Source organism: Paenibacillus sp. MAEPY2 (genome assembly GCF_000499205.1).
GTDB lineage: Bacteria > Bacillota > Bacilli > Paenibacillales > Paenibacillaceae > Paenibacillus > Paenibacillus vandeheii.
Window position 1 is genome coordinate 1 of the sequence record NZ_AWUK01000069.1, and the last position, 16,255, is coordinate 16,255.

Here is a 16,255-nt window from a genome sequence, read left to right on the forward strand (position 1 = left end):
TGTTCGAAATGAACTTTTTCATAAAATGAATTTGTTGAAAAAATACAAAGTGATAAATTTTATTTATCAAGGAGAAATTGAATTTCATTCATGAAAGTTTCATGAGTTCGTTTACATGCCATATAAAATACCTTATAATTGTCATCGGAAGATCTATAACTAACTAAAAGTTATCAAGTGATAAAAATATATTAAAAAGACAGCGAAGAGACGTCATGAAAGAAGGCAATTAGTAAATGAACTCATTTTTTGTGGATTCCAATGGAAACTTAAAAACCTCTTTGAAAGGCAAGGACGTTCTGTCCAATCCGATGTTGAACAAGGGTACTGCTTTTACCGAAGAAGAGAGAAGAGAGCTTAACCTGAACGGCATTTTGCCGCCGATGGTTTTAAATATTGAAGAACAAGTGAGCCGCGTATATCAGCAATTGCAAAATGAATCGGATAATTTGCGCAAAAGCATCATGCTTAGTGATCTGTTTAACCGAAATATTGTACTATTCTACCGTTTAATGAAGGAGCACCTTAGTGAAATGCTACCGATTGTGTATACACCTACGGTTGGGCAAGCCATTCAGGAGTATAGCAATCAGTATCATAGACCAGGCGGTATCTATCTATCCATTAATGATATGGATGGGCTGGAAGAAGCCTTCCGCAACAGTGGCCTGCATGCGGGAGATGTGGATCTGATCGTGGTGACCGACTCGGAAAGCATCCTCGGGATCGGAGACTGGGGTGTTGGAGGCATCAATATTGCTATTGGCAAACTGGCCGTATACACCGCAGCCGTGGGCGTTGATCCAAGCCGTGTACTGCCAGTTGTACTGGACGTCGGAACCAATAATCCCAAATTGCTGAATGACCCATTGTATGTGGGCAATCGTCATGAACGTATTCGCGGGGAAAAATATGATCAATTTATCGAGGCGTTTGTGAAAGAAACAACAAAGTGGTTCCCGGATATCCTGCTTCACTGGGAAGATCTGGGCAGCGTGAATGCCAGAAATATTATTAAGAAATACGGGGAAGAACTCCTTACGTTTAATGATGACATACAGGGAACGGGCGCTGTCACGCTTGCAGCTATCATGTCTGGAGTTCAAGTGACGGGTGTACCTCTTCGAGAGCATCGTGTTCTTGTATTTGGACCAGGGGCTGCTGGCATTGGCAATGCGGATCAGATTCGTGATGCCATGATGGAAGAAGGTCTTGAGCAGGAGGAAGCGGAAAGTCGGTTCTGGGCATTCGATTACCGTGGAATTCTTACAGATGAGACGGAAGGTCTGTTCGAATTCCAGAAACCTTATGTACGTGAAGCAGCGGAAGTGAAAGATTGGGTATTGAATGAGCAGGGACAGGTCAGTTTACTGGAAGCTGTGAAACAGATTAAACCAACGATCCTGATTGGGACTTCCGGTGTGACTGGTGCTTTTAATGAACAAGTTATCAAAGAAATGGCGAAACATGTGGAACGTCCAATCATTATGCCGATGTCCAACCCGACATCCCTTGCCGAAGCAGCACCAAGAAGTCTGATTGAATGGACGGATGGTAAAGCGTTAATTGCAACAGGCAGTCCATTTGAACCTGTCATGTTTAATGACACTTTATATGAAATCGGTCAATCCAATAATGCCTTTGTTTTTCCAGGATTGGGACTGGGCGCTATCGTTGCAAAAGCATCGAAATTCACCAAAAACATGTTCACCGCAGCAGCAGTGGCCGTAGCTAATTCGGTAGATTCCTCTGCACCGGGTGCTCCACTTCTGCCACGAGTAAAAGAGCTGCAAGCTGTTTCGTACAAAGTTGCAGTCGCAGTCGCCAAAGCGGCAGTCGAAGATGGCGTAGCGCGTGTGGAGCTCAAGGACGTGGAAGAGGCCGTCAAAGCTGCTATGTGGCATCCGGTTTACAAACCGCTGTATGCAGCGTTTGATAACTCAATGAATGCAGAGCAGGTCGCCTTGACCTAAGCACGCATTCCATGTTAAGTTTCTGGTATTAAATTGTTGAGCCTTTAAAGGGGGGATAGAGCGATGACTGAGTTAGAGGTTGTAGATGTTGTTGTGAACCTGTCAGCGAACATGGACATTGACATGGTTCACAACATAACTAATCAGAATCCGGCACTTTATCCTCCTATGCATAGATCATCTTGGCGTTAAGCTCCAGGACGCCAGGTTTCGTCATTGTATAGTCAGGTTGATGTAACGCAAAAAAAGCACCGGGTGAATTGGGCTTTTTTGCGTTTTTTTTATTTTGAGGATATATTCTCATAATGCTGACACGGGAAGTGTGTCTTTTATTCAAAAGCGGATTGAAATTCTGATTATGTTCAAATATAAAGTGAGGGACCATGTCGTGGTAAATACTCCGCCCGCTTAACTTTTATATTTCACATAAAAAGGATGATCCTTAATGTCTTTAATCAACGTTACGAACCTAACCTTTGCCTATGATGGCAGTTACGATAATATTTTTGAAAATGTGAGTTTTCAGCTGGACTCCGATTGGAAATTAGGCTTTACCGGAAGGAATGGAAGAGGCAAAACGACATTCCTCAATCTGCTGCTCGGTAAGTATGAATACAGCGGAACTATTTCTGCAAATGTCAGCTTTGAGTACTTTCCGTTTCAGGTTGAGAACAAAGGAGCTATGACCCTCGATGTCATTCAAGAGGTCTATCCTGAGTATCTGCACTGGCAGCTTGTGCGTGAGCTTAACCTGTTAAAAGTGTCGGAAGATATTCTGTATCGACCTTTCGATTCCTTATCCAACGGAGAGCAAACGAAGGTGATGCTTGCTGCCTTGTTCCTGAAGGATAATCGATTTTTGCTCATTGATGAGCCTACCAATCATCTCGACATTCATGCGAGAAAACTTGTAAGTAATTATCTGCGCAGCAAAAGTGGATTTATCTTGGTATCCCATGATCGATCCTTTCTGGATAACAGCGTGGATCATATTCTGTCCATCAATAAAAACAACATCGAGATTCAGAAAGGGAATTTTTCCGCGTGGTGGGAAAATAAACAGAGACAAGATCAGTTTGAGCTTGCCAGTAATGAGAAATTAATAAAGGACATCAAGCGTTTATCCGACTCCGCCAAACGGACGGGTGGATGGTCGCATGAAGTCGAAAGAACCAAAAATGGTACGAGAAATTCCGGTTCCAAGGTGGATAAAGGATATATAGGACATAAGGCTGCCAAAATGATGAAACGTTCCAAAAATATCGAGCAGAGGCAGCAATCCGCCATTCAGGAAAAGTCCAAATTGCTCAAAAATATTGAAAATGCAGAACGCCTGCAGATTCATCAACTGGATTATCACAAGAAGGAACTCGTCGAATTGGAACATGTATCCATTGCATATGATTCCAATGTCGTTTGTAAGGACGTGAGTTTCACGGTTGAAAAAGGGGATCGTATCGCCCTTTATGGTCAAAACGGATCTGGAAAATCAAGCATCCTTAAACTGATTTGTGGTGAGAATATCCCTTATATAGGCCTTTTTCGAAAGGATCACCAGCTTAAAATCTCGTATGTGTCACAGGACACGTCTGATCTCGGAGGTCATTTATCTGACTTTGCGGCCGCCCAGAGTATTGATGAAAGCCTGTTTAAATCCATATTAAGAAAACTGGATTTTTCCAGATTGCAGTTGGAGAAGGATATCTCAACGTATAGCGCAGGCCAAAAAAAGAAATTGCTAATTGCCAAAAGTCTTAGTGAGAAAGCTCATTTGCACGTTTGGGATGAACCTCTCAATTTTGTGGATGTCATCTCACGTATGCAAATTGAAGAGTTGCTGTTGGAGTATTCCCCGACCCTTCTGTTTGTAGAGCATGACAGTGAATTTTGCGCAAATATTGCAACGAGAATTATCGAGCTATAAGCAACAGGGAATGTCATAGATACTAAAAGCCGCCGAAAGGCGGCTTTTAAGCTTTTAAGCTACATCACCAATATTTGCGGATGTTTGTCATGTTCAGATATTGGTATGGTGAGGAACTATGCTATAATTTTATAGTTATATTCCACTCAAATGATGGATTATTGAATCAATATATAGAATAAACTCCCCAAGAGGTGTAAACCCGTTGAAAAAAGAACTGACATCGATGAAGCAAACGAGACTTAACTCCATCCTGGACGAAGCAACCAAACTGCTGATTGAAAAGCCCAATGCATCCATGAATGACATCGCAGAAGCTGCAAAAATCGGCATTGCGACCCTGCATCGTTACGTGGAGAGTCGCGAACAATTAATGGTTTACCTGGGCTTGCGTGCGATTGAGGTTGTAAGTGAGGCCATGCAAAACATTCATCTGGATGAAGAAAACTGTGAAACGTATATTCCGGAACTGATTGAAGTGCTCATTCCGTTAGGTGATAAAATATTTTTCCTTACCCATGATGCAGCTATTCACTATAACCCTGAGATCGAAGGAGCAGATTCGAAGCTGAGAGAGCCGATATTGCATGCGGTCAGCTTGTTGCAGCAAAAGAATTATTTTCGTCAGGATGTCAATAAAAACTGGATTGTAGATGTGCTGTATTCTATCTTGTTTCTGACTTGGCAGCAGGTAGTAAGTGGTGATATTGCTCGTAAATCGGCAGCTTCTCTGGTTGTGGATACGTTCTATCATGGCTTCAAGGCCAGATCGTAGCCGCTAATTATATGGAATGATGTATTGTTATATTTGAAGCACGTCTGGTAGTCAACCGTGTCAATGGATACGGAGTGGCTCTGGGCGTGTTTTTTGCGTGGATAGCTAACAAAAAATGCTCTAAGCATTAAATTGATCTAATGGGTACATATTCAAAAATTAACAGTGTTCATAATTTAAGATTTTAAACTTACAAAAAATGATATAAATTTCTAGTAGATTCAAATCATTACCAAATTAAGACAGTGAATTTGCGACAAGGAGGTCGATAATCTGCACTGAACCCGATACCGTTTCAAGCCGCTTTTGCACGCATTCCATCATATCCAACAGGAGGGATTCCATGCTTTACACCATTATTGTGCCAGTCAACCAGGACTATAACATTCTGAACCTGTTCACCGATTCGCTGCTTCGGACCGTAAGCCCGTCCACTCAAATTATTTTTATCAACGATGGTTCCGGCTCTGCGGTTTTACAGCATCTGGAGAAACTGAAGCAAGAGGTAAGGGAAGGTGTAACCATCGAGATTCTCCAGCATGATTTTCCACTTGGGTGCGCTGTATCGATCAATAGTGCACTGCGGCGGGCAGAGGGGGAGTATATTTTCTTCCTGGATTCCGACACGATTCTTCAACCAAACTGGCAACCGATGATGAAAGAGACACTGGATACTGACATTACAATCGGCATGATTGGTGGGGTCTTGTTATATCCGCAAACGGGAGGTGTGCAGCATTGTGGTATTGCTTTTGCTGACACGATTGGCCGACATTTATTCCTGAACGCATCGCCTGATGACATTCCGAAGGAAACATTTTCGGTTCAGCTTGTCGTATTCGCCATGTTCGGCATGAAGAGGGAAGTGTATGAAACGGTCGGCGAGCTGGATGAGAAGTTCTTTAACGGATATGAGGATTTTGACTATCAGATGCGAGCACGAGCAGCCGGGTATGATACGGTCATTAACCCGAATATTCTCGCCTATCACTGGGAGCGCAGCAGTGGCATTCATCGCAACTTCAACCGGAAAAACAATCTGGCACGTTTTTGGAAAAAGTGGGGTGGGGAAATTGAGGCCGATGTTTGGCCATTCGTATTCAGTCATCTGAAAGAACAGCTTAATAACCAGCGTGAATATCAGCATCTGCCAATCGTTGGTATTGATCTTGCAGAGGTTCGCAGTGACGCGGATACATTCTGGACCAAGCTGGAGGAAGCAAATATTGCACCTGTTGCCGAGGTGCGTGACTATTCCAACCGCTTTAACTCTAATGGAGCCATCTGGCTTCCGCAGGTTCTGGGCAAGGAGCTGATTCATAGCGAGAAGCGATTATTGTTTTTGGTGGACAATTTCGCTCGTTTGCTGGAAAACCGTTATTGGATCGAGATGAGACATGCTCATCGGGCCAAAGATCTGATTATTGACCTGTATGGCAATGTCATTACCATGGATCGCATATATGATGGCTGCTGGCCCGGTTCCAAAGTTCGCTAACACACAAACCAAATAAACAGGGAGGAACGAAAGGTGAATTCAAAAGAGAGCACGTTGGACCGTGCCGTAAGGTTTACCCGGAATCTGGAGTGGTTGGAACATGTCGAAAAAGTAATTCCGAGCGGATGCAGTACGTTAGCCAAAGCACCAGAACGATTATTCCCGGGATATACGCCTGTATGCTGCGCCGAAGCACGTAATTCCCGTTTTATCGATATCGATGGTAATGAATGGCTGGATTGTGAGATGGCCATGGGTACGGCACCATGGGGACATGCTCGGCACGAAGTTCAACTAACGGTCATCCATCAGCTGAAAAAAGGCGTAAGCTATTCCATTCCTGCTGACATTGAACTTGAATGCGCTGAACTGATTTTGGAGCGATTTGAAGGCCGTTACCCCTCATTGCGATTCACCAAAAGCGGAGCTGATGCAGTCAGCGGAGCTGTACGTCTGGCACGTGCAGGAAGTGGAAAAAGCAGGGTCATCGCGACTGCCTATCATGGTTGGCACGACTGGTCTGCCTATGGGTACTATGGCCGCGAAACGAAAGAGCGAGGCATCCCCGTGGATATAGAACGTACAACCATCTGGGTAGACAAGCCCTCGCCAGAGCGTATCGAATCCCAAATTAAATCCTCTCCCGAGGATATCGCCTGTATTGTTCTTTGCCCGAATGAATGGAAACGTGAGCCGTTGGAGCAGGTCGTATCCTTATGTCGTTCATTGGATATCATTGTCATATTTGACGAAGTGACCTCTGGTATTCGAATGGGCAAGCAAGCTACAGCCGGGGAGTATGACATCTGGCCGGATCTGCTTTGCATTTCCAAAGGCATGGCGAATGGACTGCCTCTCGCAGCCGTAATGGGACCGGAACATCTGATGTCGTTATCAGGACAGGTCAGATTCAGCAATGCCCATTCCAGCGAGACCACTGCGCTGGCGGCAGCAATTGCATGTGAGCGATTGATGAAAAGCGCAAAAGTATGGCCTAGCTGGCGGGATGCTACAGTCCGGATCATGGATCTGATTGAAGCTGAACTCGTGCTTCTTGGATTAACCGATCAATTGGTGTTGAAGGGTACCTATGCGAGCTTCTCCATTAGCTCTATTTCGGAGGATAACTTTCACACGGATCCTTTCCGTGAGTTTATCGTAAAAAGAATGGCCCACTTCGGAATTTTCACCAAAGGGTATTTTATTTTCTCGGATGCTCATACCCGGGAAGAATTGCTCTGGGTGGAGGAAGCTCTTTTGCAGACACTATCGGACTGGAAAGAAGTTCTGAAACAGGAACACCTTTCGAATTGAGATTTCCGAAAACGTTTATAATTTTTGTCCAAACAAGAAAATCGACTAGGAGGAGTATTCAATGAAAGCACTGGTGTATCAGGATCTTAAACAGGTGGCGTTTCAGGATATTGAGGAGCCGAGCATTCAAAAGGCAGATCAGGTTAAAGTGGAAATTTATGGTTCTGGCATCTGTGGTACGGATTTGAACATCGTCAAAGGTAAAGTGCCGGCCAACAAAGGAACGATTATCGGTCATGAAGGCGTGGGCACTGTAGTAGAGGTGGGGTCAGAGGTTCGGGGACTTCAGGTAGGAGATCGGGTGTTAATTGATCCGACCCAATCCTGTGGCATTTGTTCTTATTGCCGTGAAGGTTTGTTCATCTATTGCGAAAACTTTGATGACCATCAGGTTGGTATGACCACCCATGGTACATTTGCAGAATATTACGTCGGGGATGAAAAGTATATTTATCCGATTCCTGATTCCATGAGTTGGGAAACAGCGATGATGATCGAGCCACTTGGTTGTGTGCTGCAGACGTTCATGAAAGCAGGGGTTAAGCCAAGTGATTCTGTTCTTGTCCTGGGTTCCGGGGCCATTGGTTCATTATGTCAGCTTGTGAGTAAACGACTAGCTAGGCTTACTGTAGGAACAGAAGTAGATCCATACCGCAAAGAGTTTGCTGTAGGCATTGCCGATCATGTTTTCTATCCTCAGGAACTCACGCTGGATAAAGTATATGAGATCAATAACAATAAGAAATTTGATATCGTGGTCGATGCAGTCGGAAACCAGCTTCATGTGGGATTTGAACTGATTGCCAAAGGGGGCAGAATCATTCCTATGGGCTATGACGACAGCTATGAAGTGACGTTTAAATCGACACACGTAATTAATGACGGAATTAGTATCATAGGTGCGGTGGCTAATCATTCGATGATCAGTACGGCACTGAAATTCGCACAAAGCATTCCGGAACTGGAGCAAATGGTTACCTCTTCAGAACTGCTGAGTGATTATGAACAGGCGTTCAACGGCACACTGGGATATCATCTGCGTACAGGTGAGCCTCTGCCCATGAATTCGGTTAAAACAGCTTTGATCTTGTAAGCATGTAGACATTGGCGGTTTTGCCGCTGCGAAAAGCAGGAATTCGCAGCGGTGAAAACCACCGCAGAAGAGGGGGAGAAATCGATTGAAGCTGCTACAGGATTTGCCGAGGAATCCGCGGTACTCCATCTTACTTGAACCGGTATGGGCCATTCCGGGCACGATAGTTCTTTTTTATGCTCCCTTATATATGAAGGAAGCCGGACTTTCGGATATCGAAATCGGTTTGATCAATTCGGTGAATCTTTATTTTGCGTTTATATTTCAGTTGTTTGCGGGTTCAATCACGAATAAGCTCGGTCGCAAGCGAACAACGCTGATTTTTGATCTGATTGCCTGGAGTGTTCCCATGTTCATCTGGGCTTTTTCTCAGAATTTTTGGCTGTTTCTGATGGCTTACCTGCTGAATGCCACCTCCAAATTTGTGACGGTTTCCTTTAACTGTTTGATTATCGAGGATGTTGAGGAACACAAGCGATCTAAGGTATTCGCCATTCTCAACATGATTATTACAGGGGCTGGAGTATTGACACCGATTGCCGGAGTAGTGATTGCCGATTTTGGCATTGTGCCAACATTAGCCAGTATTTATTTTGTCGGTGGCATCCTGATGACCGTGATGTTCTTCATTCGTAACCGATATACGGATGAGACAGCAGTCGGGAAGGAGCTCATGGGTATGCATAGCCAGACCCGAGTGATACAGAGTCTGGCTTCAAGTTTGCGCCTATTCGGTAAATCGTTCTACAAACGGAGGCTTTTACCGATTATTCTGATTACGGTGCTTTCCAATCTGATCCTGCAGCTGAATTTTTTTCAAGTGATTTTTTTCAAGGAACAGTTAAAATTCAATGATCAGATTATTTCATTTATCCCGGTTGTCACCGCAGTAACCGTCATGCTGCTATATTTGGTCATCATCCCTCGTCTGAAACGACGTTCGGAAGAAAAATATGTCGGGTTCTCCATCATTCTGAGTACAGCCGGGGCAATCCTTTTTCTGTTGATACCTGTAGGGAATATAGCCATGTTATTTCTGACTTTGATCGTACTGGCGGCAGGTAATTTCATCTTGCAAACGTACCGGGACTCCCTGCTCATGAATCGATTGGGTACACATGAAAAAGCGGATATGTTCTCGGCTGTGCAGACCGTCATGACGTTAACAGCTATTCCCTCAGGCTACCTGACAGGTCTGTTGTATCACTATAATCCTGTGCTGTTATTTAGTGTCATTCTTGCACTTTACATCGTACTCATGGTCATTATGTTATTCCTTTCTGATCCCCAAAAGCACTCCCAAGTGATTGGAACTTACAAAAATATGTAGGGGAAGGGGTTTTCTGTATATAAAACGAATATATAATACAGAAAATGAACCTGGGAGGCAAAGAAATGACAAATGTATTTGCAGCAGAAACAAAAAACCAAATGAAGTGGATCAATGAGCCGAATACCTGGTCGTATACGGATCAAGGCGTACTTATTGTAGAAGCTCAGGCCGATACGGACTTTTTTCAGGACCCGGCGGGTAAACATATCCGTGCAACTGCACCGTTTCTGTCGATGCCCGTTCCTAATGATTTCGAGATGACAACCCAGCTAACCGTGGACATGAAACATCAGTATGATTCCGGTTGTTTGATGGTGATGGCGGATGAACGAAACTGGTGCAAGCTTTGTTTTGAGTATGATGGAAAAGCAGCTACTATTGTGTCGGTGGTCACGAAGGATGGTTCATCTGACGATTGCAACTCGGTTGAAGTTCCCGTAACCAATCCTTATCTGCGCATACGCAAAGTGGAGGACTGCATTTCATTTTTTTATTCACCCGATGGGGTGGAGTGGAAACTGATTCGATATTTTGGCATGCCGATGGAGGGGGAGATCCGGGCTGGAGTTGTTGGACAGTCACCAGCTGGAACGGGCTGTACCTGTCACTTTTTATCCATGAATGTTACCCGTCCAGACGTGACTGCACGCTTCTAAGCCCATCTCCCTGCCATCGGCTGATCATTGGAGGGAGAAAAGCTGAATGGTAAAAGCCTTTATTTTGGATTTTGATGGACTTATTGTAGACACGGAGACCCCCTGGTTCTATGCCTTTCGCGAGATTTATAAAGAGCATGGAATTGAACTTAGCTTGGAGCTTTGGTCGAAAAATGTAGGGACATCATTTGAGGAATTTCATCCGTTTCTGTATCTGGAGCAAGTGCTGCAAAAGCCGATTGATCACGATCATATCAAGTTGCTCTCTGAACAGAAATATGAAGCATATCTGGGACAGGCAGCAATTCTTCCGGGGGTGCATGAGTTGCTCCACGCTGCTCGTGAAAAGGGAATTCGCCTTGCCGTTGCTTCCAGCTCTACCCGGGATTGGGTTCATGGGTATTTGCGCACACTTGGCATTTTCGAATTATTCGATGTCATTCATACCGCCGAGGACGTCAAGCGGGTCAAACCGGACCCGGAATTGTACCTGCTTGCCCTGGAGAGTCTCGGGATCGAGGCATCCGAAGCGGTTGTGTTCGAAGACTCCCCCAATGGACTAAAGGCAGCCAAAGCCGCTGGGATTCGCTGTGTCATTGTGCCTAACGAGGTAACGCGTAATCTGGAATTCACGAAGTATGATCTGCGGTTAACCTCGCTGGCAGAGATCACAATGGAAATCCTTTAACCCTGATATTGTTTGCGTAACTCGATAGGGGAGATCCCTTCATATTTTTTGAATACGGATCCAAAGTAACTGGCGCTGTTAAATCCGACAGCTCTGGCTATCTCATGAGCAGTTATCCCGGCGTCATGGACGAGCAATTCCTTGGCTTTCAACAACCGATATCGTGTCAGATAATCAAGCGGAGTCATTTGAAATTCCTTTTTAAATATTCGATTCAAATGCTGTTCGGTGACATTCATCTGCTGTGCCAGCATGGAGAGTGAAATATCCTGATGATAATTTTGTTTGATAAACGTGACAAGTCCGCCCAGCTTTAGGCGGGCATCCGAGCGTTCAAAAGCGCCATAACGCTCACCCTCAATGGTTAACCTGACCAGAAGCATGTACAGCAGTGCAGATACATGCCAGATCTGATCCTTGTGCCGGGACTGCAGCGCCAACGTTATTTCATGCAACAGGATATGAAGCATTCCGTCCGGCTTGAAGGCGCGCAGCTCCCCGATCTGCAAGGTATGCAGAAACCGGGGCAATAAATAGCCATTAAAGGACAGACAATCGAACAACAATGAATCACTCAAATTGTCGTAACGGTACGTCACCTCTGGGAACATAATAAGAGCGGTTCCTTCCCGAATCGAGTACTCATGATTTTTGGCTGCGATTTTCCCAGTTCCCCCGATACACTGAACAATGCTGTAATCCCGTGAATGGTCGCTCCAATGGATCAATTCATCTACGGTCAGCTGGTTTTGGCCTGTAATCATAAGTGGCATATCGGTATCCAGCGAATTCCCCATACTACGTTTCGGCATCGTTGTGTTATTCCTCATTTCGTTAAAGGTCGTGTGCGTAAATGGCGCGGATACTGCGTTAAAAGAAACTTGATTTGAATTATATTACATAATTAACAATAATTTAAATAATGTTTTCAATCCGATGAGCTTTTACCGAAAACCTTTTAGGAATATGTATCATCATGCCGATGCCTTGCCATTATCATGTCGAACAGTATAGGCTATAATGGATACAGTGATTTAGGAGAGGAATGCAATCATGAAGAAAGTCATCGTCATAGGATCAGGAATTCTTGGGGCATCAACAGCCTATCAATTAGCAAAATGGGGTGCAGAGGTCCTTATTATAGATCGGAAAGATCGAGGGCAGGCTACGGATGCCGCTGCCGGGATTATCTGTCCCTGGTTGTCCCAACGTCGTAATCAGGACTGGTATCAGCTTGCCAAGGCAGGTGCACGTTTCTATCCCGGGTTGATTGAAGAACTTAAGAGTGAAGGGGAAACGGAAACGGGTTACGCTCAAGTGGGTGCGCTTAGTATTCATACCGATGTGGAGAAACTTAACAAGATGCAGGGCCGGGCACATCTTCGTAAAGAAGATGCACCGGAGATTGGTGATATTACCCTGTTGGATGCAAAAGAAACCCATCAGCGTTTTCCTCTATTAGAGGAAACTTTTCAATCCGTGTACATCAGCGGTGCTGCGCGTATCGATGGGCGTGCGCTGCGCGATGCCTTGATCCGATCGGCACAGCGAAATGGAGCGGTCCTGATTGATGGGGACGCGACACTTCAACATGAGTCGAATCGGGTAATTGGAGTAGTTGTTGACGGGAAAGTCATATCGGCTGACGAGGTTATTGTGTGTGCCGGCGCTTGGGCCAAAGAACTGTTCAAGCCCTTGGGCATTGAATTTAAGGTTCATTATCAGAAGGCACAAATTATGCATTTGCAGGTTCACGATCGAGAAGACACGGGGAAATGGCCTGTGGTCATGCCTCCTTCGGATCAATATTTGTTAGCCTTTGATCAACAGAAGATTGTGATTGGGGCGACTCACGAAAATGATATTGAAGGCTATGATACAAGAGTAACCGCAGGCGGAATGCAGGAAATATTGAATAAAGGTTTGGAACTGGCTCCCGGTTTAGCTGATAGCACGTTTCAGGAGGTGAGAGTAGGCTTCCGTCCGTTCACACCGGGTTTTCTTCCGGTAATGGGTGCTGTTTCTGGTTGGGATGGATTGATCACAGCCAACGGGCTTGGAGCATCAGGTCTGACGATGGGGCCCTTTATAGGAAGTCAACTGGCCAAATTGGCCCTGGGTATGGATTTGGACATCGATATTCAGCCATATAATATAGGAAAAGCAATGGAAGACCAGAAATGAGGTGAACCATGACATATTCACAGCGTTTAACTCACGGCAGCTCTTCAGATATCATATATCTGGAGCACCAGATTGGCGTTGCAGAGGATGAATTGGCAAAAGCCAAGGAAGAGGAACAGGCATACGAAAGGGATTTGAACCAGTTAAGTGAAGTGCAGAATAGGATTGAAACTATTCGCACCCGTCTTAAGAGCTTGCAAGAGGAATTAGGCAAACTCGAAGATTAATAGGAATAGTTTGACATTTGGAAATACACATGTTGTAATAAGCCTGAGCTATTTGCAGGGGGACTGTTCGCAGTTGAGAAGGTTAAAACCTGACCCTTTGAACCTGTTAGTTAATACTGACGTAGGGAGCAAATGACATGTACTCATGTTATTTTTGCCCTTGCCGAAATTAGGACAAGGGCTTTTTGGTTTGCATATTTCATAACAGGAAGCAATAGCTGGATTGCAGATGGGACAATATGATTTGGACAAAGGAGAACTGATCATGTCATTTTCAAGAACGTTAAAAGACAAGTCCATAACCGTATGGGAAGATGGATACAATCATCCTTTTTTACACGAGATGGGGAAAGGCACACTGGATCAGGAAGCGTTTAAGTTTTATCTACTCCAGGACTATACATATCTGATTGAATATGCGAAGATTTTTGCGATGGGTGCAGTGAAGGCTACGGATGAAAAACTGATGACGAACTTTACGGATGTTCAACACGCTATTCTGTACGAAGAAATGGATTTGCACCGGAATTACATGAATGAATTTGGGATAACGCTGGATGAACATCATACTGTCAAACCATCTCTGTTCAACAAGGCATATACGTCAAATATGATGAGTGTCGCTCAAACAGGCGGGGTTGCCGAAATCATCGCCGTCATTTTCCCTTGTGCGTGGACATATTACGACTATGCCACAAGATTAAAAGAACAATATGGGGATTCATTAGAGGGTAATTTCTATCAGACTTGGATCGAAAATTATGCAAGTGATGAATTCCGCGACTCATTCGAATGGTTCTATGATACACTGGATGCATTATGTGAACATAAAACCGAGCAGGAACTGGAAGCCATTGAGGACATATTCAGAAGAAGCGTTGAATTTGAATATCTGTTCTGGGATATGGCGTATAAACGGAAACTCTCGTACTTCTAATGATGAAATAGACTACAACCAGAGACAAGGATGAACATACAGATGAACAATCGTGGAGAACGCATCTATTTACGATTTTTGAACATGGAGGACGCGGCATCACTGCTGGATGTACAGCTCCGCAATCGGGCTGTTTTTGAAGAGATTTCGGCAAGTGAACGATCGGAGACATTCTATACGCTGGAGGGTCAGGTCACCCTGCTTGAAGGTTGGAACAAGGCCAGGGAAGAAGGGAAGCGTTATTCTTTCGGAATCTTCCTGAACACGACAAATGAGCTCATTGGGGAGATCTCTCTGTTCGAGCTTGAACTGGATTCCAAGCAAAAATGGATCGTAGGTTATGTGCTCGACCAGGCGCACAATGGCAAGGGCTACATGAGTGAAGCCCTTGGGCTAGCACTGAGTTTTGCCATGAATGATGCGGGAATAAAACGCGTGGAGGCAGGTGCGCTGCCCGATAATGCCGGATCGATCCGAGTGCTGCGTAAGGCGGGTTTCCAGGAGACGGATCGCCAGAATATTAAAATCAGGGGGATATGGAAGGAACATCTGATGTTTGCAGTGGATTTACGCTAGATGATCAAGATATCGTGACGTGAACCACCGAAATCATCCAGGGGGAACTTATGAATAAACGGAAACAAATGTTATTGGACTCTGCGCTTGTGCTCTTTGAGAAACATGGAGTGACCAGCACCTCCATACAAATGATCCTAGATGAGTCGGGTGTGTCCAAAGGAACATTTTATAAATTTTTTAGTTCGAAAGATGATTGTATTCTTGCTATTCTGGAGCAACGTGTACAGGAAGACATGATGATTCGCAAAAATTTGGAGAGTCAAAGCTATGCTTCCGATTTTGATTTACTGGTGGATCAGATTATGATGCCGATGATTTTGCCTGAAAAACAGCGTGTTGTGGAGCTATTCTGGACAGGCTTTTATTCTGGAAAATGTGATGTGGCAAATCTGACTCGCATGCAGTTAAATTGGTTGTCAGAAAGACTGGTACAGGTATTTGGTGAAGAATTAAAACCCTTTGCTTTTGAAGGAGCTATTTTTTGTTTTGGCATGGTACATCAAATCTCAAATACGTGGAGAAATTTCCATCTCGACCAACCGGATTGGAGTCATCTTGTGCCAAAAGTGCTGAATTATATCGAAATTTTGCTTCGTTCCATGCTGGAAAGACAGGAGCACATTATTGATTTTCCTAGTCTTTCGATGATTGCTCCAGATTCTAAAGACATTGCGCTGGATAAAAACAGCCTGATTGCAGGTCTTCAGAAATTCAGTTATTCCATTCTCCAATCGGAAGTGTCTATTAAAGCAAAAGAATTAACAAAAGGGCTGCTTTCCTTAGTCGAGCAGAAAGAGATCAATATTTCCATGTTGGAAGTAACTCTACAGGCATTTCAGACGGAATTTGAATCGGGTTCTCTTCAAGGCGATGCAAGCAGGATTGTCAAGGATTGCAGATCATATCTCGAACAAATCAGGCGTGTCCCGATGGGGAGCACGAAATGAGACGATAACGAAGTTGATCTTACTTATGTGATAAGGCTATATTCATAATTCAATACACAAAAAGCGGCAGATTGGACAAAGCTTAGGGTCCGGATCTGCCGCTTTTTTGTATAAGGTACCAAGCACT

Annotated in this window: 15 protein-coding genes and 1 riboswitch; of the genes, 14 read left to right on the forward strand and 1 reads right to left on the reverse strand. The window is 44.4% G+C overall.

Annotated features, from left to right (window positions below; all coding sequences use genetic code 11):
* The first annotated feature begins 236 nt into the window (after nt 1–236).
* The 9 genes from P364_RS0133580 (at nt 237) to P364_RS0133625 (ending at nt 11,254) form a co-directional block, all read left to right on the forward strand.
* Entirely contained in the window at nt 237–1,973 is a 1,737-nt protein-coding gene (locus P364_RS0133580; protein ID WP_024634346.1) for an NAD-dependent malic enzyme, read from the forward strand.
* Between the two features lie 445 nt (nt 1,974–2,418).
* The gene (locus P364_RS0133590) at nt 2,419–3,897 is read left to right on the forward strand and encodes an Lsa family ABC-F type ribosomal protection protein (RefSeq protein ID WP_024634348.1); all 1,479 of its coding nucleotides are present in this window, start codon (nt 2,419–2,421) and stop codon (nt 3,895–3,897) included.
* 205 nt (nt 3,898–4,102) lie between these two features.
* Nucleotides 4,103–4,672: a TetR/AcrR family transcriptional regulator gene (locus tag P364_RS0133595; RefSeq protein WP_024634349.1), complete on the forward strand. Its 570-nt coding sequence runs from the start codon at nt 4,103–4,105 to the stop codon at nt 4,670–4,672.
* 343 nt (nt 4,673–5,015) lie between these two features.
* Nucleotides 5,016–6,170 carry a glycosyltransferase family 2 protein gene (locus P364_RS0133600; protein WP_024634350.1) on the forward strand — a complete coding sequence of 385 codons (1,155 nt, stop codon included), beginning with the start codon at nt 5,016–5,018 and terminating at the stop codon, nt 6,168–6,170.
* 33 nt (nt 6,171–6,203) lie between these two features.
* Nucleotides 6,204–7,484: an aminotransferase class III-fold pyridoxal phosphate-dependent enzyme gene (locus P364_RS0133605; RefSeq protein WP_024634351.1), complete on the forward strand. Its 1,281-nt coding sequence runs from the start codon at nt 6,204–6,206 to the stop codon at nt 7,482–7,484.
* A gap of 61 nt (nt 7,485–7,545) precedes the next feature.
* Nucleotides 7,546–8,577: a zinc-dependent alcohol dehydrogenase gene (locus tag P364_RS0133610; protein WP_024634352.1), complete on the forward strand. Its 1,032-nt coding sequence runs from the start codon at nt 7,546–7,548 to the stop codon at nt 8,575–8,577.
* Between the two features lie 85 nt (nt 8,578–8,662).
* On the forward strand, nt 8,663–9,907 hold the full coding sequence (locus P364_RS0133615; protein ID WP_024634353.1) for an MFS transporter: 1,245 nt from the start codon (nt 8,663–8,665) through the stop codon (nt 9,905–9,907).
* Nucleotides 9,908–9,972: 65 nt separating this feature from the next.
* Nucleotides 9,973–10,566 carry a DUF1349 domain-containing protein gene (locus P364_RS0133620; RefSeq protein ID WP_024634354.1) on the forward strand — a complete coding sequence of 198 codons (594 nt, stop codon included), beginning with the start codon at nt 9,973–9,975 and terminating at the stop codon, nt 10,564–10,566.
* 46 nt (nt 10,567–10,612) lie between these two features.
* Entirely contained in the window at nt 10,613–11,254 is a 642-nt protein-coding gene (locus tag P364_RS0133625; protein WP_024634355.1) for an HAD family hydrolase, read from the forward strand.
* On the opposite strand, the gene P364_RS0133630 is transcribed toward P364_RS0133625, so the two are convergent.
* Complete coding sequence (locus P364_RS0133630) at nt 11,251–12,066, reverse strand: AraC family transcriptional regulator (protein WP_024634356.1); 816 nt, start codon at nt 12,064–12,066, stop codon at nt 11,251–11,253. The two genes, P364_RS0133625 and P364_RS0133630, sit on opposite strands and share 4 nt — an antisense overlap.
* Nucleotides 12,067–12,307: 241 nt before the next feature.
* On the opposite strand from P364_RS0133630, the gene P364_RS0133635 reads away from it, so the two are divergent.
* The 5 genes from P364_RS0133635 (at nt 12,308) to P364_RS0133655 (ending at nt 16,128) form a co-directional block, all read left to right on the forward strand.
* Nucleotides 12,308–13,438, forward strand: coding sequence for an NAD(P)/FAD-dependent oxidoreductase (locus P364_RS0133635; protein ID WP_024634357.1), 1,131 nt, complete (start codon nt 12,308–12,310; stop codon nt 13,436–13,438).
* Nucleotides 13,439–13,446: 8 nt separating this feature from the next.
* Nucleotides 13,447–13,665, forward strand: coding sequence for a hypothetical protein (locus P364_RS0133640; RefSeq protein WP_024634358.1), 219 nt, complete (start codon nt 13,447–13,449; stop codon nt 13,663–13,665).
* A 46-nt stretch (nt 13,666–13,711) separates the two neighbouring features.
* Nucleotides 13,712–13,810, forward strand: a riboswitch (TPP riboswitch).
* A 120-nt stretch (nt 13,811–13,930) separates the two neighbouring features.
* Nucleotides 13,931–14,602 (forward strand): thiaminase II, encoded by a 672-nt coding sequence (gene tenA / locus P364_RS0133645; protein WP_024634359.1) that lies wholly within the window; start codon nt 13,931–13,933, stop codon nt 14,600–14,602.
* A gap of 42 nt (nt 14,603–14,644) precedes the next feature.
* A complete protein-coding gene (locus P364_RS0133650) occupies nt 14,645–15,178 on the forward strand; it encodes a GNAT family N-acetyltransferase (protein ID WP_024634360.1) in 534 nt (177 codons plus the stop codon).
* Between the two features lie 50 nt (nt 15,179–15,228).
* Complete coding sequence (locus P364_RS0133655; RefSeq protein WP_024634361.1) at nt 15,229–16,128, forward strand: TetR/AcrR family transcriptional regulator; 900 nt, start codon at nt 15,229–15,231, stop codon at nt 16,126–16,128.
* The last annotated feature ends 127 nt before the right edge of the window (nt 16,129–16,255 follow it).